General features: G+C 69.1%; 20 protein-coding genes. 6 read left to right on the forward strand and 14 right to left on the reverse strand.

Annotated features, from left to right (window positions below):
- The 6 genes from ACWELQ_RS13650 to ACWELQ_RS13675 form a co-directional block, all read right to left on the reverse strand.
- Positions 1–460 (reverse strand): amidase family protein (locus tag ACWELQ_RS13650; RefSeq protein ID WP_452397356.1); only part of this gene is annotated, 460 nt, incomplete at its 3' end.
- A gap of 158 nt (positions 461–618) precedes the next feature.
- Positions 619–2610, reverse strand: coding sequence for a 5-oxoprolinase/urea amidolyase family protein (locus tag ACWELQ_RS13655; RefSeq protein ID WP_452397374.1), 1992 nt, complete (start codon positions 2608–2610; stop codon positions 619–621).
- A gap of 23 nt (positions 2611–2633) precedes the next feature.
- Complete coding sequence (locus tag ACWELQ_RS13660) at positions 2634–3248, reverse strand: urea amidolyase associated protein UAAP2 (RefSeq protein ID WP_452397357.1); 615 nt, start codon at positions 3246–3248, stop codon at positions 2634–2636.
- A complete protein-coding gene (locus ACWELQ_RS13665; protein WP_452397358.1) occupies positions 3245–3991 on the reverse strand; it encodes a DUF1989 domain-containing protein in 747 nt (248 codons plus the stop codon). The genes ACWELQ_RS13660 and ACWELQ_RS13665 overlap by 4 nt, the downstream gene beginning before the upstream one ends.
- The gene (locus ACWELQ_RS13670; RefSeq protein WP_452397359.1) at positions 3988–4152 is read right to left on the reverse strand and encodes a hypothetical protein; all 165 of its coding nucleotides are present in this window, start codon (positions 4150–4152) and stop codon (positions 3988–3990) included. The genes ACWELQ_RS13665 and ACWELQ_RS13670 overlap by 4 nt, the downstream gene beginning before the upstream one ends.
- Positions 4153–4168: 16 nt before the next feature.
- Positions 4169–5737 carry an amino acid permease gene (locus ACWELQ_RS13675; protein ID WP_452397360.1) on the reverse strand — a complete coding sequence of 523 codons (1569 nt, stop codon included), beginning with the start codon at positions 5735–5737 and terminating at the stop codon, positions 4169–4171.
- Positions 5738–5922: 185 nt separating this feature from the next.
- Here ACWELQ_RS13675 and ACWELQ_RS13680 point away from each other — a divergent pair, with 185 nt between their 5' ends.
- Positions 5923–6597: a TetR/AcrR family transcriptional regulator gene (locus ACWELQ_RS13680; RefSeq protein WP_452397361.1), complete on the forward strand. Its 675-nt coding sequence runs from the start codon at positions 5923–5925 to the stop codon at positions 6595–6597.
- Position 6598: 1 nt separating this feature from the next.
- Here ACWELQ_RS13680 and ACWELQ_RS13685 read toward each other — a convergent pair whose 3' ends face one another.
- Positions 6599–7807: a TerD family protein gene (locus ACWELQ_RS13685; RefSeq protein WP_452397362.1), complete on the reverse strand. Its 1209-nt coding sequence runs from the start codon at positions 7805–7807 to the stop codon at positions 6599–6601.
- 175 nt (positions 7808–7982) lie between these two features.
- Between ACWELQ_RS13685 and ACWELQ_RS13690 the strand changes: the two genes are divergently transcribed.
- Positions 7983–9608 (forward strand): MFS transporter, encoded by a 1626-nt coding sequence (locus ACWELQ_RS13690; RefSeq protein ID WP_452397363.1) that lies wholly within the window; start codon positions 7983–7985, stop codon positions 9606–9608.
- On the opposite strand, the gene ACWELQ_RS13695 is transcribed toward ACWELQ_RS13690, so the two are convergent.
- The 5 genes from ACWELQ_RS13695 to ACWELQ_RS13715 all read right to left on the reverse strand — a co-directional run bounded on the left by ACWELQ_RS13695 (position 9596) and on the right by ACWELQ_RS13715 (position 12359).
- Entirely contained in the window at positions 9596–10090 is a 495-nt protein-coding gene (locus tag ACWELQ_RS13695; RefSeq protein WP_452397364.1) for a hypothetical protein, read from the reverse strand. The genes ACWELQ_RS13690 and ACWELQ_RS13695 overlap by 13 nt on opposite strands.
- A gap of 116 nt (positions 10091–10206) precedes the next feature.
- Positions 10207–10602, reverse strand: coding sequence for an NUDIX hydrolase (locus ACWELQ_RS13700; protein WP_452397365.1), 396 nt, complete (start codon positions 10600–10602; stop codon positions 10207–10209).
- Between the two features lie 34 nt (positions 10603–10636).
- Positions 10637–11083 (reverse strand): hypothetical protein, encoded by a 447-nt coding sequence (locus ACWELQ_RS13705; RefSeq protein ID WP_452397375.1) that lies wholly within the window; start codon positions 11081–11083, stop codon positions 10637–10639.
- 162 nt (positions 11084–11245) lie between these two features.
- Positions 11246–11770 (reverse strand): hypothetical protein, encoded by a 525-nt coding sequence (locus tag ACWELQ_RS13710; RefSeq protein WP_452397366.1) that lies wholly within the window; start codon positions 11768–11770, stop codon positions 11246–11248.
- 97 nt (positions 11771–11867) lie between these two features.
- Positions 11868–12359 (reverse strand): hypothetical protein, encoded by a 492-nt coding sequence (locus ACWELQ_RS13715; protein ID WP_452397367.1) that lies wholly within the window; start codon positions 12357–12359, stop codon positions 11868–11870.
- Between the two features lie 90 nt (positions 12360–12449).
- Between ACWELQ_RS13715 and ACWELQ_RS13720 the strand changes: the two genes are divergently transcribed.
- Positions 12450–13835, forward strand: a complete 1386-nt coding sequence (locus ACWELQ_RS13720; protein WP_452397368.1) for a serine hydrolase domain-containing protein — start codon at positions 12450–12452, stop codon at positions 13833–13835.
- 24 nt (positions 13836–13859) lie between these two features.
- Here ACWELQ_RS13720 and ACWELQ_RS13725 read toward each other — a convergent pair whose 3' ends face one another.
- On the reverse strand, positions 13860–14438 hold the full coding sequence (locus ACWELQ_RS13725; protein ID WP_452397369.1) for a TetR family transcriptional regulator: 579 nt from the start codon (positions 14436–14438) through the stop codon (positions 13860–13862).
- A 102-nt stretch (positions 14439–14540) separates the two neighbouring features.
- Between ACWELQ_RS13725 and ACWELQ_RS13730 the strand changes: the two genes are divergently transcribed.
- Both ACWELQ_RS13730 and ACWELQ_RS13735 read left to right on the forward strand, forming a co-directional pair.
- Positions 14541–15401 carry a hypothetical protein gene (locus ACWELQ_RS13730; protein ID WP_452397370.1) on the forward strand — a complete coding sequence of 287 codons (861 nt, stop codon included), beginning with the start codon at positions 14541–14543 and terminating at the stop codon, positions 15399–15401.
- Positions 15398–15943, forward strand: coding sequence for a hypothetical protein (locus tag ACWELQ_RS13735; protein WP_452397371.1), 546 nt, complete (start codon positions 15398–15400; stop codon positions 15941–15943). The genes ACWELQ_RS13730 and ACWELQ_RS13735 overlap by 4 nt, the downstream gene beginning before the upstream one ends.
- Here ACWELQ_RS13735 and ACWELQ_RS13740 read toward each other — a convergent pair.
- The gene (locus ACWELQ_RS13740; RefSeq protein ID WP_452397372.1) at positions 15904–16494 is read right to left on the reverse strand and encodes a cysteine hydrolase family protein; all 591 of its coding nucleotides are present in this window, start codon (positions 16492–16494) and stop codon (positions 15904–15906) included. The genes ACWELQ_RS13735 and ACWELQ_RS13740 overlap by 40 nt on opposite strands.
- Positions 16495–16629: 135 nt before the next feature.
- On the opposite strand from ACWELQ_RS13740, the gene ACWELQ_RS13745 reads away from it, so the two are divergent.
- On the forward strand, positions 16630–17466 hold an 837-nt coding region (locus tag ACWELQ_RS13745), incomplete at its 3' end, for a GlxA family transcriptional regulator (RefSeq protein ID WP_452397373.1).

Below are 17466 nucleotides of genomic sequence, written 5' to 3' on the forward strand. Positions count from 1 at the left end.
CCTCGGTCGAGATCACGCCGACCTTGGGCTTGATGCCGACCAGACCGTGAAAGGCCGCCGGGATCCGCCCGGAACCGGCGGTGTCCGTGCCGATCGCGATATCCGCCTCACCGGCCGCCACCGCCGCCGCGGAACCGGAACTCGAACCGCCACTGACATATCCGGGTCGCAGCGCGTTCTCGACGACGCCGTAGGGCGAGCGGGTGCCGACCAGTCCGGTGGCGAACTGATCGAGGTTGGTCTTGCCGACAACCACCGCCCCTGCCGCGCGCAATGCCGCGACGGCGGGTGCGTGCCGCTCGGGCAGGTAGGCGTACTCGGGGCACGCGGCAGTGGTCGGCAGCCCGGCGACATCCACGTTGTCCTTGACGGCCAGCCGCAACCCGGCCAAGGGGCCTGCGGCGGCGGCCATTTCGGCCTCCACATCAGCCTCGGTGCGGCGGTGAATCCAAACGGTCATGTGACGACTCCTCGGTGAAAGGCTGGGTGCGCGGGTGCATGGACAAGACCGCTGGGAAGGCGGCCGGGCAGGGCCGTCGGCACTGCCGGGGCGCGGCCATTCGCCGGGGCAGCCGGCGGACCATCGTCATCCCAGCGGGGTGGTGGTGCGCCTGGCGCTCATGGGGTCGTGGTCTCGGCGAGTTCGCCTGCCTCGCGCCAGGAATTGCGTTCGGCGGTGAAGGCGGCCGCTTGACGGGTGCGGAAGTCGGCGATGGAGGACGCGTTGTCGGACAGGAACTTCCGGTAGTCGAGGAGGCGGAATTCGCCGTCCTCGGCGTCGAGGGCGCCGCGACCGGCCGCCGTGTCGGCGCGCAGGTCGAGGAGTTCTTCCGCGCTCACCGGATACCAGCTGATGCGGTCGAAATAGCGCAGCAGCCAAGGGTCTTCGTCGATGCCGGTGGAGCGGTGATTCCAGACCTGGGTGGTGCGGCCGACGAACTGGTAGCCGCCGGGGCCCTCCATGCCGTAGATGCACAGGTACGCGCCGCCGATGCCGACCGCGTTCTCGGGGGTCCAGGTGCGGGCCGGGTTGTATTTGGTGGTGACCAGGCGGTGGCGCGGGTCGGTCGGGGTGGCGACCGGTGCGCCGAGGTAGACGTCGCCGAGCCCGAGGACCAGGTATTCGGCGGCGAAGACGGTGTCGAAAACCTCGTCCACGGACGACAATCCGTTCATCCGGCGGATGAACTCGATATTCCACGGGCACCAGGGGGCGTCGGCGCGGACGCCGTGCATGTAGCGAGTGATGGCCTCGCGGGTGGACGGGTCGTCCCAGGACAGCGGCAGCCGCACCGTGCGGCTGGGGACCACCAGCTCGTCGGCGGACGGCAACTCGGCCTCCACCTCGCCGAGCAGGTCCAGCAGCTTGCCGGTGGGCAGTCGGTCGGGATCATTGCGCACCTGAAGCGAGCGCACACCCGGCGTCAGCTCGGTGATGCCCGGCTCGCGGCGCTCCAGCAGCGCCTGGTGCAGGGCGTGCACGCGGGCGCGCAACTCCAGATCGAGTGTCATATCGCCGTATTCGACGAGCATCCCGTCATTGCCCGCGCGCCGGTAGGTGACGGTGGAGTCCGCCCCGTCACGGCGGGCCAGCACCCCGTCGTCCCCGTCGCCGCCGGTGGACAGCACCACCGGCCAGGCCGCGCGGCGCTCCGCGCCGAGCTCGCGCACCGAGGCCGCGTGATCGGCCCGCACCGGGACGAAACGGACGCGGTCGCCGGGGGTGAGCTGGCCCAGCTTCCAGCGGTCGGCCGCCACCACGGTCACCGGGCAGACGAACCCGCCCAGGCTGGGGCCGTCGGGGCCCAGCAGGATCGGGGTGTCGCCCGTGAAGTCCAGCGCGCCGACGGAATACGCGGTGTCGTGAATGTTCGACGGATGCAGGCCCGCCTCACCGCCGTCCAGGCGCGCCCACTGCGGCTTCGGTCCGATCAGCCGCACGCCGGTGCGGTCGGAGTTGAAATGCACCTCGTAGTCGGTGCCGATGATGGTGTCGAAGTCGTTGCGGGTGAAGAACTCCGGCGCACCGTGTGGTCCCTCGGTGACCGCCAGCTCCCAGCGGCGGGTCAGCACCGGCTGATCGTCACCGGTCACCCCGGCGGTGACGTGCCCGGGGGCGCCGAGGGTGAAGACATCGTCGGCGGCCAGCGCCCGGCCCGTCCCGCCGCCGAACTTGCCGAGCGTGAAAGTCGCACGGCTGCCGAGGTATTCGGGCACCTCCAGCCCGCCCGCCACCAGGATGTAGCAGCGCATACCGGGTCCGCGCACCATGCCGACATCGAGCACGCCGCCCGCGGGCACCAGCACACTGCTCCACTGCCCTACGGGCGTGCCGTTCACCGTGACGGGAGCCGGTGCGCCCGTCACGCACACCCAGGTGTCGGCGTCGAACTTCAGGGCGGGTCCGCCGAGCGTGCACTCCAGCCCCGCCGCGCCCTCCGGATTGCCGAGCGCCCGATTGCCCAGCCGGAACGACAGATCGTCCATCGGCCCGGACGGCGGTACGCCCACATGCCAATAGCCGACGCGGCCCGGCCAATCCTGCACGGTGGTCTGCATGCCGGGGCGAACCACCCGGAAAGCCGGTGCGGGACGGTCGTTCTCGGTCATCGCGAGCTCCGGGAGTACGGCCGTCATCGGGTCACCACCATGCGCACCGGGGTCGGATCGAAACCATTGCAGGGGTTGTTGATCTGCGGGCAGTTCGACACCAGCACCAGGGTGTCGGTCTCGGCGTGCAGGGTGATCTTCTTGCCGGGCGCGGACAGCCCGTCCACGATGCCCAGGGTGCCGTCGGCCTCGACCGGAACGTTCATGAACCAGTTGATGTTCGACACCAGGTCGCGCTTGCCCAGCCCCCACTTCAAGCCTTCGGCGAGGAAGTTCTCCACGCACGCGTGCTGATGGCGGGTGTGGTGGCCGTAGCGCAGCGTATTGGATTCCTGCGAGCACGCACCCGCCACCGTGTCGTGATTGCCGACCTCGTCGGCGGCCACCGTCATGAGCGGGCTCCCGGTCTCGGTCAGCAGCACGCTGCCGGTGGTCAGGAAGATATTGCGCTGCGCGGTCACGGTGGCCTGCGCGCTGTAGCGATCGGTGTGATCGGCCGCGTTGTAGAGCAGGCAGTCCACGGCCTGATTACCGTGCAGATCGATGATCTCCAGCTGCTCCCCGGCCCGCACGACAGCCGACCAGGGCGCGCGGGCGGGGACGGTCTCGTCCAACACGACGGTGCGGGTGTCGATCATGCCTGAACCTCCAGGGTGCGTGCGTGCCAATCGCTTTCGGTGTTCTCCACCGCGCGCAGATATTCCGGGTCGGTCCCGTGGGAGAGCGCCAGTTCTTCGGGCGCGGCCCACGCCACCACGTCGAGCGCGGTCGTGGGAGTGGGATCCAGCGGGTGTTCGGCATTGGCCAGCAGCAGCGTCACCGGCAGGTGCACCAGTAGCTCGACGGCCGTGCCCGCGCCCGCGCCGCCGGTAACCCGCAGCGCGCCATCGGATTCCACGCGTACGCCACGGAAGAACGACACCGTCGGCCCGATATCGCGCGGTTCGAGCCCCTGCTTGACCCCGGCCAGCCGCAGCCCCTGCCGGGCGACCGGCGAAGGCCCGCACAGCGTGTCGTGATGACCGGAGGAGTCCGCCACGACCGTGGCCAGCACCCGCCCCTGATCCGACAGCAGCGGATGGCCCGCGCCCAGGTACGCCTGCCACGGCACCTTCACCGTATCGGCGACATTCAATCGCTCCCAGGGCGATTCGGCCCGCACCAGCAGCAGATGCGCACACGCCGCGCCGAAGGGATCGCCGATCCGGACCCGGGTGCCCCGGGCCAGCACCACATTCGCGTACCCGCCGGACGGGATCCGCTGTGCGAAAGTGACTTTCGAAGCCGCCAGGTCGGCCGGAAGGTCCGGTCCGTCGAGCGCGGCCGTCGCCGCCTGCGACCGGGCGTGCGCTCGCGCTCCGGTGGTGTCCGCGGTGGTCATTGCTGCTCCGTTCTCGGGGCGTCGCCGCTGTCGAAGGCGACGCGGGGACTGTCGGTGGTTCGAGCCCGCCACCGGCGATAGACGCGGCGGGCCAGGTCGTCGAGCAGCAGGGCCAGTTCGGGACGGCCGTGCAGGCGCGGGTCGGAGGCGGGCTCGAGCATCGGAATCTCCTGCGGGTCAGGCGATCTGGGGTGTGGGTTCGGTCTCCACCGCGCCGCGGGCCGGGGTGACCAGGCGGTGCACCACCGCGCCCACCGCCACCGTGAGCAGCACGAACAGCGGTGCGGCCCAGAGCATCCACCAGCCGCCGCCGGTCGGGGTGTAGACGGCGCTGCGCGGCCAGGCCAGGTTGATCGCCATGGCGATGCCCCACACCACGGCCAGCGCGTTGACGGGGATGCCGTAGCGGCCCAGGGCGAACAGCTTGCTCCCGGCGGCGTCACCGGCCACATCGGCGGGCCAGCCCTTGATCCGGCGGATCAGCAGCGGAACCGTGACCAGCAGGTAGGCCAGGTAGAGCATGACGATGCAGACACTGGCCAGGGTGGCGAACACCGCCGCGTTGCCCAGGTTCAGCAACAGCAGGCCGATGCCCGCCGCACCGATCACCACGGCGGGCCACACCGGCGTGCCGAAGCGCGGGTGCACCGAGGCGAGCGGCTTGGCGAACGGCAGCCGGCCGTCGCGGGCCATCGAGAACAGCAGACGCGAGCCCGCCGTCTGAATCGCCAACGTGCACACCGTGATCGCGCAGGCGACGCAGCCGAGAATGATCTTGCCGGGCACGGTCGAGAGCTTGGCCTCGATTACGTACGCCAGCCCGCCGCTGGCCAGCGAGCCGTCGCTGAGGCTAGGGGCGGCCATGAGCGCGCCCAGCAGGATCAGCCCGCCGCCCAGCGCGGAGACCGCCAGCGCGGACAGGATGGTGCGCGGCGCGACCTGGCGCGGATTCTTGGTCTCCTCGGAAAGCTCACCGGCGGAGTCGAATCCGACCATCACGTAGGCGGCCATCAGCCCCGAGGCCAGGAAGGCGGCCCAATACGCGCCGGGCGCGGCCTGATCGGTGTGGGTGACCACCCCGGGCCCGCGATCGGTGTGGGTGAAGAACACCGCGATCACCGCGCACACGCCGATGATCTCGATGGTCACGCCGAGGGAGTTGATGCGCGCCATCCAGTCGATGCCCACCACATTGATCACCGTGGTGAGGATCAGCAGGATGCTGCCCAGCAGCACCGCGTTCGACGCGCCGTCGTGCGAGGTGAGGTCGCTGTCGGTGCCGATGAGCTGGAAGCCCGACCAGATGCTCGGCAGCACCACCTGCAGCGCGATGGCAGCCGCGGCGGCGGTGACGATCTGGGCGATGATCATCATCCAGCCCGCGAACCAGCCCACCACCTCCCCGGCCAGCCGTCGCGACCACTGGTAGATGCAGCCCGAGATCGGGTAGCGCGCGGCCAGTTCCGCGAAGTTCAGGGCCACCAGGAACTGACCGGCGAACACGATCGGCCAGGTCCAGAAGAAGGCCGCGCCGCCGAAGGCGTAACCGAAGCCGAAGAACTGGAAGATCGTGGTCAGGATGGAGACGAAGGAGAACCCGGCCGCGAACGAGGCGTAGCGGCCGAGCTTGCGGTGCAGGACGGGCTGGTAGCCGAAGCGGGCGAGATCGGCGCTGTCGGCGCTGGTAGCGCTGTCGGGGAGGCTCGGCGGGTGGTCGGGGACGATGGCGTCGGCGGGGGCAACCATGGCGGCGATCTTTCGCGGAGGGGAATATCTATCGATTGAAAGTTTTATGGAATCGATCGCTCGGCCGGTGACGCCGTTGTATCGGTCAGATGGCCCGCCGTAAACGCTGTATTGCGGGTATTTCTGTCAAATGACAGAAAACTCACCTCGCAGGTCGCCACCCCGGGTAGGACAGAATGAAGACCGTGACCCAACTCGGACCCGGCCGTCCCCGACTCGAACCCCGCCGCCGCGCAGGCCAGACCCCGCGCGCCGAAATCCTCGACGCCGCCGCCGAGCTGTTCACCAATCACGGGTACGGCACCACCTCCACCCGCGCGGTCGCCGACGCCGTCGGCATCCGGCAGGCCTCGCTGTACCACCACTTCGCCAGCAAGGACGACATCCTCGACGCGCTGCTCGGCGAAACCGTCAGCACGCCACTGGAACTGGCGGGCAAGCTGGCCGATCGGCCCGAGCCCGCGGCGGTCCGCCTCTACGCGCTGGCCTGGTTCGACGTCAGTCAGCTGTGCGCGAGCCGCTGGAACCTCGGCGCGCTGTATCTCCTACCCGAGCTACGCAGCGACCGTTTCGCCAGATTCCGGGAGCGGCGCGACGAATTGCGCGGGCACTACGAGACGCTCGCGGCGGCCGTCATCGCCGAGGCGGGCGCGGCCGCGGTCGCCGGGGCCGAACTGCTGCCGTTCCGGCTCGTCGAATCGGTCATCGATATGCGCTCCGACGAGGGCGCGGCCCCCGAGTACGCCGAACAGCTCATCCCCGACGCCATCCTGCGACTGCTGTGCTGGTCCGGGTCGCTGTCCGAAACCCGCGTCGCGGCACTGGAATTGGCGGAGCGGTTCCCGCCCGAAGAGGTCTGACTCAGGACTTGCCCTTCGAGGTGCCCCATTTGAGGCCCCACTCGTAGGTCTGATCCACCGCCAGCTTCCCCCAGAAGCGCCTGCCCTCCGGCGGCCGGATGAACCGGCCCTCGCGGCGGACCACCAGCTCGCCCCGGATGTTCTCGATCAGCGCCAGCACCATCTCGCGCGAATCATCCTGGCAGCCGCCGACTTCCATCTCGATCGGCGGCGCATCGCGCGGGTACAGAGTGGCGGTGGCGTGCACGCCCCGGAAATCCTGCGCGCCCTCGTAGAGCGACGCGAAGACCAGGATGCGGCGGAACTCCGCGGTGTGATCCAGATTGATGGACAGGTTCTCGCCGGTCGCGCTGCCGCCGGTCCGGTCGTCCTGGTCCAGGGCGATGAACGGGGGCTTGTGCAGATTCCCGAAGGTGTCCAGGGCGCTCACGCAGCCCTTCGATCCGTCCGCCAGCTCCCAGAAGGCGCACAGATCCAGGTCCAGGCCGCCGTTTCCGGGGCGCTTGCGGCTGAACAGACCACCGGAACTGGGCACCGACCAGTTCAGGTTCACGCGCATGATGCCGCCGGTCGCGCCCTGCTTGGTCAGCGAGACCGCGGGGGCTTCTTTGGTCAGCGAGATCTTGCCCAGATTGACGCGGGGCGCGGGTGGCGCGCTCACCGGCTGCGGCGCGGGCGTGCTGTTCGGCTGGGGCGCAGGCGCTTCGTCGACCGAGATGCCGAAATCCGTTGCCAGCCCCGCCAATCCGGACTCATAACCCTGCCCGACCGCGCGGAATTTCCATGCCCCGTCGCGCCGATACAGTTCGCCGAGGACGAAGGCGGTCTCGGAGGTGGCGTCGTCGCTGTCGAAGCGGGCCAGCTCGTTGCCGTGCGCGTCCACCAAACGCACGTGCAGTCCCCGGAATTGGGCGAAGGTGCCGCCGTCGGCGGAGGCCGCCAGCACGATGGTGTCGACCTGCGGTTCCACCCGGGCCAGATCCACCGAGAGCACATCCACGACCTGCGGACCCTGCTGCTTGCCGTGATGGCGGACCGCGCCCGACGCGTGCTGCGGCTGGTTGTAGAAGACGAAGTCGGCGTCGGAGCGGACCCGGCCGTTCACCAGCAGCAGCGCGGAGGCGTCGGCGTCCGGCACCCCGGGCCCCGACTGCCATCCCAGTTCGATCCGAACGTCGGAAACCGGAACCGCAACGTTGGAGCCCTTCATCATCGCCACCTCAACAACGTATCCGATTCGGACATTCGAAGTTCCGGGGTAAGCGGTCTGCAAATGTGCAGCTGTCCAGGCACCTCGACTTACACTGTTCAACGGCCATACCGCACATTCGTGGCCAACGCGACATTCTCATCTTCGAACGGCTATCCGGCGGCGGGAGCAAGGGATGACGGAAACGCACATCGACCTGGGTCGCAAGAAATGGGTCACGCTCGGGGTGCTGGCCCTGGGACTGTCCATGGTGGTGCTCGACGGCACCATCGTCTCGGTCTCGCTGCCCGTCATCATCGATGAGTTGCAGCTGAATTTCACTCAGGCGCAATGGATCAACAGCATCTACGCCGTCGTGCTGGCCGCGCTGCTCATCACCAGCGGACGCCTCGGCGACCGGCTCGGGCGGCGCTGGATGTTCGCCGCCGGCGTGGTGATCTTCCTGGTCGGCAGCGTGCTGGCCGCCCGGGCGCACAGCGCCTGGCCGCTGATCCTCGGGCGCATCGTGCAGGGCGTCGGCGCGGCCGGGGTCATGCCGGGGACGCTGGCCACCGTGAACGCCCTGTTCCGGGGCCGGGACCGGGCCATCGCCTTCGCGGTGTGGGGTTCGGTGATCTCCGGCGTCGCCGCCATCGGGCCGCTGCTGGGCGGCTGGCTCACCACCTATTACACCTGGCCGTGGATCTTCCTGGTCAACCTGCCGCTGGGCGCGCTGGTGCTGATCGGGCTGGTGCTGTTCGTGCCGGAGACCCGCATGGGCAAGCACGCGCCCGGCCTGGACGTGGACGGATTCCTGCTCAGCGCAGCGGGTTTCGCGCTGCTGGTGTTCGGGCTCATCGAGGGCCAGACCTACGGCTGGTGGAAGCCGCTGCGGGAATTCCCGCTCGCGGGCTTCGACTGGCCCGCCTCCGCGCCGATCTCACCGATCCCGCTGCTGCTGGCGCTCGGGGTGCTGGCGCTGGTGCTGTTCCTGCGCTGGGAACGCCATCGCGTGCTGATCGGGCGCTCGGCGCTGCTCGACCCCGCGCTGTTCACCATCCCGAGCTTCCGGTGGGGCAATATCACCGCGTTCATGGTGGCGCTGGGTGAGTTCGGGCTGCTGTTCGTGCTGCCGCTGTTCATGGTGAACGTGCTCGGATTCTCCACGCTGGGCGCGGGATACGTGCTGGCAGCCATGGCCGTCGGCGCGTTCCTGGCGGCCGGTATCGCGGAAGGACTGGTGCGCAAGTACGGGCCGGTGCGGGTGGTACAGCTCGGTCTCGCCTTCGAGGCCGTCGCGGTGGCGCTGACCGCGCTGTTCGTCACCCCGCACCTGTCGGGCTGGTGGCTGGCGGTGCTGTTGATCGGTTACGGCATCGGGCTCGGCATGGCCTCGGCGCAGCTCACCGGGACGGTGCTGGCCGATGTGCCGACGGAGAGCTCGGGCCAGGGCTCGGCCACGCAATCGACTGTGCGCCAGATCGGTTCGGCCTTCGGCACCGCCGTCGTGGGTGCGCTGCTGTCCGCCGCGCTGGCGCACGATCTGCCCCGGCGGCTCGGACAGGTGCCGGGGCTGAAACCCTCGGACGCCGACACCCTGGCCACCGCGACCCGGGAATCGGCGGGTGGCGCGATCACCGGGGTGCGCGAACACCACGGCGCCGCAGCCATTCTGGACGCGCTGACCCGTGCGTTCACCGACGCCACCCGCACCACATTGCTGGCCGGGGCGCTGTTCCTGCTGTTGGGCCTGGCCGCCGCCACCCGCATCCCGAACCGGCCATACACCGGGACCACCGAAGAAGCGCCTCAGAGCAGCTGACCGTCCTGGCAGAGGCCGACCGAGCGGGTCGACGACTTCGGTTGCACCACACCGGGATCGAAGGTCCACTGCGAGACCGATCCGGCCGACTTCCACAGCAGCCCGCCGCTGGTCGGCACCGCCTCGAAGACGTCCCCGACGCCGGGGATCAGCTGATCGCCCACGCAGTAGTCGTCGAAGTCGGTGCCCGGCTGGCGCGCGCCCGCGCTGAAGCCGCCCACATTCCGGTCCGCACCCGGATTGGGCACCGTGCTCGCCCCGGCCGCGCCGCCGCGGAACCAGTGCGGCCCGCCCGCGTCCATGCCGCAGGTGTACGCCGATCCGCCCGCGGCTATCTGTGAGCCTTGCGCGTGCCCCTCACCCGCCCAGAGGCAGGCGGCGTCGAAACGGGTGTCGGACACTCGGGAGTCGGACACCGTGGAGAAGCCCAATCCACCCGTGGCCAGCACGGCCGCGGCGAGCAGAGTAAGCGGTTTGATCACTGCAATCACCTTTGATTCGGTGCGATCCGGAATCCGGACCGGCGCGCCCCACGGGCGCGGATCCGGTTGGCATCGATGCCATTCAGGGATAGCCGGGGTGGTTACAGGAGCAAGGCTCAGTCGATCAGGCCAAGTTTGTGCAAACGCTGGAAGACCAGCAGGGATCCGGGCGCGACCTCGGACATGGCGGCGTACTCGCGCAGGGTGAACCAGCGCAGTTCGGCGATCTCGCCGGAGGGCTGGGGCTCGGCGGTCAGCTCGCCGAGGAAGCAGGTCATGTGCAGGGCGGTGCCGGGGGCGTGGCCGTACGCCTCCGCCTCGAAGACGCCCAGTTCGCTGACGGCCGTGGCGCCCACGCCGAGCTCCTCGCGAATCTCGCGGTGCAGGGCCATCTCCGGGGTCTCGCCCGGATCGATCTTGCCGCCCGCCATGTAGAAGACGGTCTTACCGGTGGACCGGGTCTGCAACATGCGCCGATCCCGGATGTGTGCCAAGGCCGCGGTGCGAATCACCGCCCCACCCTAGCCAGCCGGGGCGTGGTCGCCCTCAGCAGGCGACGGTGCGCGGCTGTGCCCGATCGCGCGCGGCGACCGCGCGCACGGCCGCGCCGACGGCCACCACCGGCGGCAGCCAGCGCGCCTCGTTCGGCGCGATACTCCAGGCGATCCTGTTGCTGTTGTGCGGCAACGCGACCCGCGCGCCGTCGGTATGGACGATCGCGCCCGCGGCCCGCAGCGCCTCGATGGCCCGCGCGGCCTTGGCCACGCCGGTGACCAGATGGATTTCCCGCCGGTTCGATCCCATGGTCTCGATGACCGGGCCGGACAGATTGTTGGCTCGGAGGTATCGGCGTACCCCGGCTGCGACGGACCCGGTGAGTTCGATGGCCGCGATCCGCTCGTCGGTGATCAATTCGACGCCGTCGCTCGTCGACTCGATCGTCCATCCGTACCGGCGGTAGTCCTCCGCCACAACGCTCAACGCCACGATCATCACCCTCACACCCGCTGCTGTGCGTCCCATCCGTCGTGGCTGTGAGGTTCCCGAGAGGACGCTGCGATCTCCAGCCACTCCAAGGATTTTGGAGCCTCGGCGAGGTCGGCGCATCGTCCTGTGGTCGTCGCCGTCTCGGGGTGATCCCCTAGGGATTCAGGTTCAGCGGGCCGGGGGAGCGATCTTCCAGTGCGATTGCAGCGCCTGCGCGATATCCGGCAGGATGGTCACCGGAATCCGCTTGTGGCGCAACATGGTTCGAATCTCATTGACCTGCTCGCGCTTGCGCATATCGTAGGCGTTGGAGACCGTCCGGGTCACCGGCGGAATCGACAGCAACACCAATTCCTGATGCGGCTCCACCCCGCCGTTGAGATCCAGCGCGAGGGTCCAGCGCCCGTTCTCCCCCAGCGCGAACCGACCGGCCACTACGCGATCCCACTCGAGCGTCGACGACCCCCACGGCGTCCGCCGCACGATGGTCTCGTCGGTCAGCACCACCCCGTCCCGGCCGAACAGCGCGAACAGCAACGCGATCGCCCCCGCCGCCCCGAAGAACAGACCGGTGAAAATCCGATTCACCCCGAACATCCCGACCGTCGCGGCACAGACGATCCCCACCACGGCCACGCCCGCGACCGCATACAGGGCCACCCGCCGCCCCGGCACCACGCCCGCCCGAACCATGTCCTACGCCTCCCGCAACCGACTGGGGCACACCGTACCCGGCGGTGTGCCCCGCGTCAGCGCGCGCCGGCGGGCGCCCGCCCTGATTCCGTGAGGATCAGCCGGGCATCGGCATGATGCCGCGCGGCACCACGCGGACGAAGGCGGTGTGGTCGCCGATCTTGCCGTCCACATCGGTGCAGCCGACGGTGAGTTTGTCGCCCGCCGGCGCCCCGATGGTGGAGAACGGCACCCAGGTGCCGCCGTGCGCGGCCTGCTCGGGCTGGGCGTCCGCGGGCGGCGGCAGCAGGTCGAGCTGTTTGCCCGAGGCGTCGGTCACCGTGCATTTCAGGGCGCTGCGGTCCCACTCGGGGTTGCCCTTGATGTCGAGGACGGCATCGGCCGGGACGTTGATCTCGCGGGTTTCGCCCAGCGGGATCCGCACGCCGCCGGTCTGCTCGCCCGGATCGTCGCTGCCGTCGATCGGCGCGCTGGTCGTGGTGGTCGTCGGGGTGGCCTCGGACTTCGAATCGTGCTTGGAACATCCGGTCATCAGCACCACGACGGGCAACAGTGAAGCAATCGCCCAGATCTTCTTGTTCTTCAGCATGGGAACCTCCGGATCGATGGGTTCGTGCAGGTGAAACGACGCCGAAATCGCAGCCTGTGCAGGGCGGTGCTCCGCACCTAGGGTGCATCCATGAAATGGGACGAGCGAACCACGCCCGACAGTGATCTCACCCGACGACTCGCCGAACTGATCGACAAGCACGAGGTGCCGGGCGCGCAGGTGGCCATCCTGGCCGACGGCGAGATCATCGACGCGGCGGCCGGGGTGCTCAATACCGCGACCGGGGTTGCGGCGACCACGGATTCGGTGTTCCAGATCGGGTCGGTCACCAAGACGTGGACGGCGACGCTGATCATGCAGCTCGTCGACGAGGGGCTCGTCGAGCTGGATGCGCCGCTGCGGCAGTATCTTCCGGAATTCCGGGTGCGGGATGAGGCGGCGGCGGCCGCCGTCACCGTGCGGCAGCTGCTCGGGCACACGTCGGGGATCGAGGGGGATCTGTTCCTCGACACCGGGCGCGGCGATGACGCCGTGGAGAAGTTCGTGGCGGCCATCTCGGAAGCCGAGCAGGTCCATCGGCCGGGAGAGCTGTTCTCCTACTGCAACAGTGGCTATGTACTGCTCGGGCGCGTGTTGGAGGTGTTGCGCGGCAAGCCCTTCGACGCGGTGCTGCGGGAGCGGCTGGTGACCCCGCTCGGGCTGACCCGGGTCGCCACCGATGCCGCCCAGGCGATCCTGTTCCGGGCCGCGGTGGGCCATCTCGACGCCGGGCCCGACGGGGTCGCCCGGCCCACGCCCGTGTGGGCGCTCGCGGCCTCCAACGGCCCGGCCGGGGCGCGGCTGGCGATGTCGGCGGCGGACCTGGTGCGGTACGCCGGGATGCAGCTCGCCGGAGGGGTCACGTCGGACGGAACGCGGCTGCTACCGGAGTCCGCGGTGCGGACCATGACAGAGCCGCACGTCGAGCTGCCGGATATCGGCTACGGCAGCCATTGGGGTTTGGGCTGGCAGCTTTTCGACGCGGCGGGCACCGGGTTGTTCGGGCACGACGGCAGCACCTTCGGGCAGAGCGCCTACCTGCGGATCGCGCCGGGCGCGGGTGTCGCTATCGCCCTGCTGGTCAACGGTGGCAATGCGACCGCGCTGTTCCGGGATCTGGTGGGCGAGCTGCTGGCCGACCACGCGGGCATCCGGTTGCCCGAACCGTTCCTGCCGCCCGCGCGACCCGAACCGGTGGATGCCGCGCGCGTCGGCGGGACCTACCGGTCGGCGCTGGTCGAGCAGGTCATCGAGGTGGACGCCGACGGGCGCGCGTGGCTGAATACCAGCCCGCGCACAGCGGATGCCGCATTGGTCACGCCCCCAACCCGGGTCGAACTGGTCCAGCTGCGTCCGGACCTGCTGATCACCGCGGCACCCGCGCGCGGCCGCCACTCCGTCTACGCGTTGATCGGAGACGATGGCAAGCCCGCCCGCTTCCTGCACGCCAGCCGGGCCATGCCTCGATTGTCCTGACGGCGAACGCATTTCGAAACCCGCTCACTCCGGACGCGGTGCGGCGGCCAGCGCCTCGACCTGCTCGAGCAGCATGGCCCGGCGGGCCGGGTCGTCATTGTTCCCGGGCAGAATGACCGCCTGCATGTGGTAGAGCGACCACCAGCTGGTGACGAGGGTGAACACGGTCAGCAGCAGGTGGCGGGCGTGCAGATCATCGAGGTGCGGGAGGGCGGCACGCAAGGACTCGACCCTGCTGTCCCACAGCGGGATTCGGACCGCCCCCGCGAAGGGGTCGGTGTTCTCGAGGGTCTCCCACGCGAGCAGTCGGGCCAGTTCCGGGCGCTCGGCGTAGATGTCGAACAGCTGCCCGGCGAATCCGGCCAGGGCCGCCGGACCGGTACCGGTGATCTCGGCGCGGGCCAGGGATTCCGTCATGGCCCGCTTCTGGACCTCGGTGCGCAGCGCCTGCTTGTCGCCGAAGTACTGGTAGATCCGCTCGCGGTTGACGCCCGCGTCGTCGGCGATGGCCGCGATGCGCGCCCCGGCCATCCCGTGCGCGGCGAAATGCAGTGTCGCGGCGTCGAGGAGCAGCTTGCGGCGGCCTTCGGTGTCCCATCCCATCCACCCATTCTAAGAAAACCAACAGAACGTTTGCGTTCGCATGGCCGAACCAGTTACCTTCGGGCGAACCCAAATAGTTGTTTGCATTCTGGAGGTAGCGCTGTGAATGTCCGCTCTCGTGCCGTCGGCCTGCTGTTGAGCGTGGGAATGGCGGCCACCGTCGCCGGACTGGCCCCCGCGAACGCGGCGACCTCCGCACCCCCGGACATCGCGGATACCTCGACCCCGCCCCTGCCGTACCGGGTTCCGGACTCCGTGGTCGACAAGCAGATTCCCGCGGATATCGACTGGGATTCGGTCCGCTCGCACGATGTGCGCGCCGTGCTGCCCGACAGCGAACTCGAGACCATGCTGGATCAGCAGGCACCGTACAGCTATTCGTCCGACAAGAAGTGGAGCGATGCCGTCCCGTGGGTGCCGCGGGAACCGGGCGGCGAATACGAGCGCGGCGGGCAGGACAGCTTCTTCATCGGCAAGCTGCTCGAGAAGGCCCCGATCAGCTACAGCACCCCGCAGGTCATGGGGCCGATGGATCTCACCTATTCGGTGAGCTCCAGTGTGACCAAGACGCACACCGAGCAGACCGGCTGGACCTTCGGCGGGTCGGTCGGCGTCAAGGTGCCGGGGATCAGCCCGTCCTTCAATTTCGCCTACAACCAGGTTTCCACCGATTCTGTGGCCTACCAACAGGCTTCGACGCTGTCGGCCAAGTACTCGGTGCCCGACGGCAAGTACGGCGATATCGAAATCCGTAAGGCTGGAGGCGAATACCTCGGTTACGTCTTCACGAAGGTGAACGGCTCGTGGCAGATGTCGCCGGTGAAGTTCTTCGTCAAGGCGCCCGGCTACGACCAGCCGGTGACCTGGAATCCGGCCACCGTCGACCCCACCACCCACCGCGTGCTGAGCGTCGGCCCGGCGCGCGGCAGCGATGACACCGATACCCAGGAGGAAAACCGATGAGCCGCAACCATATCCGGATCGCCGCGCTCGCCGTGCTCGCCGGTGCGGCGGTCGCGCCCGTGACCGGCACCGCCGCCGCGGCGACCGATCAGCCGAAGTCCGGCGCGGTCGGCAATCCGTACGGCCACTACACCGAAATCGACTTCACCTTCGTCAACAAGACCGACAGCGCGGCCACCGTGACCCACGACTTCCCGCACGGGTACGTGAATTCCGCGAGCGGGAGCATTCCCGCGAACGGCACGGGTACGGCGGAAGCCCTCGACGGGTTCTGGAGCTCGAACGGCATCGAGGGCACCTTCCACTTCCAACTCGCCAACGGCCACCAGGTCCAGGTCTACGTCATGGAATCCGAGCAGGACGGCAGCCCCGAAACGCTGACGGTGAATTCCGACGATCCGAATCTGCGCTATCAGGTGCTGGGCTGGCGCGGCCATCGCGAGGAGGAAGAGCCCACGGTGAACGACCATCAGTGGCCGCGAATCACGTTCTGGGACGGCGATTACGCCAATTCGGACGCCGTTCCGACGACCACGCCGTAGAGGTCGGCGATGGTGGCGAGGGCGCTGTCGTGCAGCTGCGCGGCGGTGACCTCGCCCGCCGCCGACTTCAGGGGGCGGGTGGCGCAGGCGTCGGCGACCACCGTGGCGTGGTTGCCGCGCAGGAACGCGCCCTCGGTGGTGAAGGTGACGCACATGTGGGTCATGAATCCGGCGATGACGAGGTGGGTATTGCCCGCCGCGTCGACCTGCTCGGCGAGATCGGTGTTCACGAATCCGTTCGGAACCGTCTTGACCACAACGGTTTCGCCGTCGAGCGGAGCCACGCTCGGGTGGATCTGCCCGATCTCGGCGGTGATGTCGTACGGGGTGTCCGCGCCGCCGTCGTTGACGACGTGGATGATCTTCGCGCCTGCCCGGCGGGCGCGGGCGAGCAGGTCGGCGGCCGCGTCGAGGGCGGGCTGCCAGCCGGTCAGTTCCATGACGCCCCGGGTGTAGGTGTTCTGGTAGTCGACCAGGATCAGGGTCGACTCGGCCAGGGCGGCCGGGGTCTGGTCGAGGCCGCTGAGTTCCCGCAGGGTCTGCGATGACATGGGTTTTCCTCCGAAGTGCGTGGGTCGCGACCGCTCGGTGCGGTGGACGTTTCCCACGCTATGGCCCGACGGGCGTGTCGGAAATGTCATGTAACCTGCAGATCCGGACATCGCCACTCGACCTGACGGAGGACCGTGGCCACCCTCGAACGATTCGTCGTCATCGTGCTGTTCGATCGCGTCGACCTGCTCGACGTCACCGGGCCGCCGGAAGTGTTCGCCCTGCTGCAACGGGAGATGAACGGGGAGACCGGATATCACGTGGCGCTCGCCGCCGAGACCCTCGATCCGGTGACCACGTCGGCGGGAGTGCGGGTGCTGCCCGACGTCACCTTCGCCGAGATCGCCGAGCGTCCCATCGACACGCTCGTGGTGCCGGGCGCGGTCGAGACGGACGCCGACGGGCGGGTGCGGGCGCTCAGCGATCCGGCCGTGGTCGAGTGGGTGCGCAGACTGGCCGCGCACACCCGCCGGATCGCGTCGGTGTGCGTGGGCGCGCACATCCTCGCCGACGCGGGCCTGTTGGACGGTAGACGCGCCACCACGCACTGGTCCACCGCACAGCAGCTGGCGGCCGACCATCCGGCCATCGAGGTCGACGCCGATCCCATCTTCATCCGGGACGAAAACGTCTGGACCGGTGCGGGACTCACCGCCTGCCTGGACCTGGCGCTCGCGCTGGTGGCCGATGATTTCGGCGACGCGCTCGCGCTGCGGGTGGCCCGGCAGCTCGTCATGTTCCTGAAAAGGCCCAGCGGACAGAGTCAATTCAGCGTGTCGCTGGAACCGATCTCGACCACGCGGCGCATCGACGATCTGCGGCACTACATCACCCGCAATATCGCGCGGCAGCTCACCGTGGCCGACCTCGCCGAGCAGGCCCACGTCAGCGAACGTCAGCTGACCCGCATCTTCAAGACCGACCTGAACACCACCCCGGCCGCCTACATCGAGTCCGCGCGAGTGAGGACG

It is taken from the genome of Nocardia sp. NPDC004722 (assembly GCF_053601505.1).

Coding starts and splice junctions, on each gene's coding strand:
- ACWELQ_RS13685 (WP_452397362.1), bottom strand. CDS start 7,807: ATGAAGGGCTCCAACGTTGCGGTTCCGGTTTCCGACGTTCGGATCGAA.
- ACWELQ_RS13660 (WP_452397357.1), bottom strand. CDS start 3,248: ATGATCGACACCCGCACCGTCGTGTTGGACGAGACCGTCCCCGCCCGC.
- ACWELQ_RS13715 (WP_452397367.1), bottom strand. CDS start 12,359: ATGCTGAAGAACAAGAAGATCTGGGCGATTGCTTCACTGTTGCCCGTC.
- ACWELQ_RS13735 (WP_452397371.1), top strand. CDS start 15,398: ATGAGCCGCAACCATATCCGGATCGCCGCGCTCGCCGTGCTCGCCGGT.
- ACWELQ_RS13675 (WP_452397360.1), bottom strand. CDS start 5,737: ATGGTTGCCCCCGCCGACGCCATCGTCCCCGACCACCCGCCGAGCCTC.
- ACWELQ_RS13705 (WP_452397375.1), bottom strand. CDS start 11,083: ATGATCGTGGCGTTGAGCGTTGTGGCGGAGGACTACCGCCGGTACGGA.
- ACWELQ_RS13720 (WP_452397368.1), top strand. CDS start 12,450: ATGAAATGGGACGAGCGAACCACGCCCGACAGTGATCTCACCCGACGA.
- ACWELQ_RS13690 (WP_452397363.1), top strand. CDS start 7,983: ATGACGGAAACGCACATCGACCTGGGTCGCAAGAAATGGGTCACGCTC.
- ACWELQ_RS13740 (WP_452397372.1), bottom strand. CDS start 16,494: ATGTCATCGCAGACCCTGCGGGAACTCAGCGGCCTCGACCAGACCCCG.
- ACWELQ_RS13665 (WP_452397358.1), bottom strand. CDS start 3,991: ATGACCACCGCGGACACCACCGGAGCGCGAGCGCACGCCCGGTCGCAG.
- ACWELQ_RS13710 (WP_452397366.1), bottom strand. CDS start 11,770: ATGGTTCGGGCGGGCGTGGTGCCGGGGCGGCGGGTGGCCCTGTATGCG.
- ACWELQ_RS13670 (WP_452397359.1), bottom strand. CDS start 4,152: ATGCTCGAGCCCGCCTCCGACCCGCGCCTGCACGGCCGTCCCGAACTG.
- ACWELQ_RS13725 (WP_452397369.1), bottom strand. CDS start 14,438: ATGGGATGGGACACCGAAGGCCGCCGCAAGCTGCTCCTCGACGCCGCG.
- ACWELQ_RS13655 (WP_452397374.1), bottom strand. CDS start 2,610: ATGACCGAGAACGACCGTCCCGCACCGGCTTTCCGGGTGGTTCGCCCC.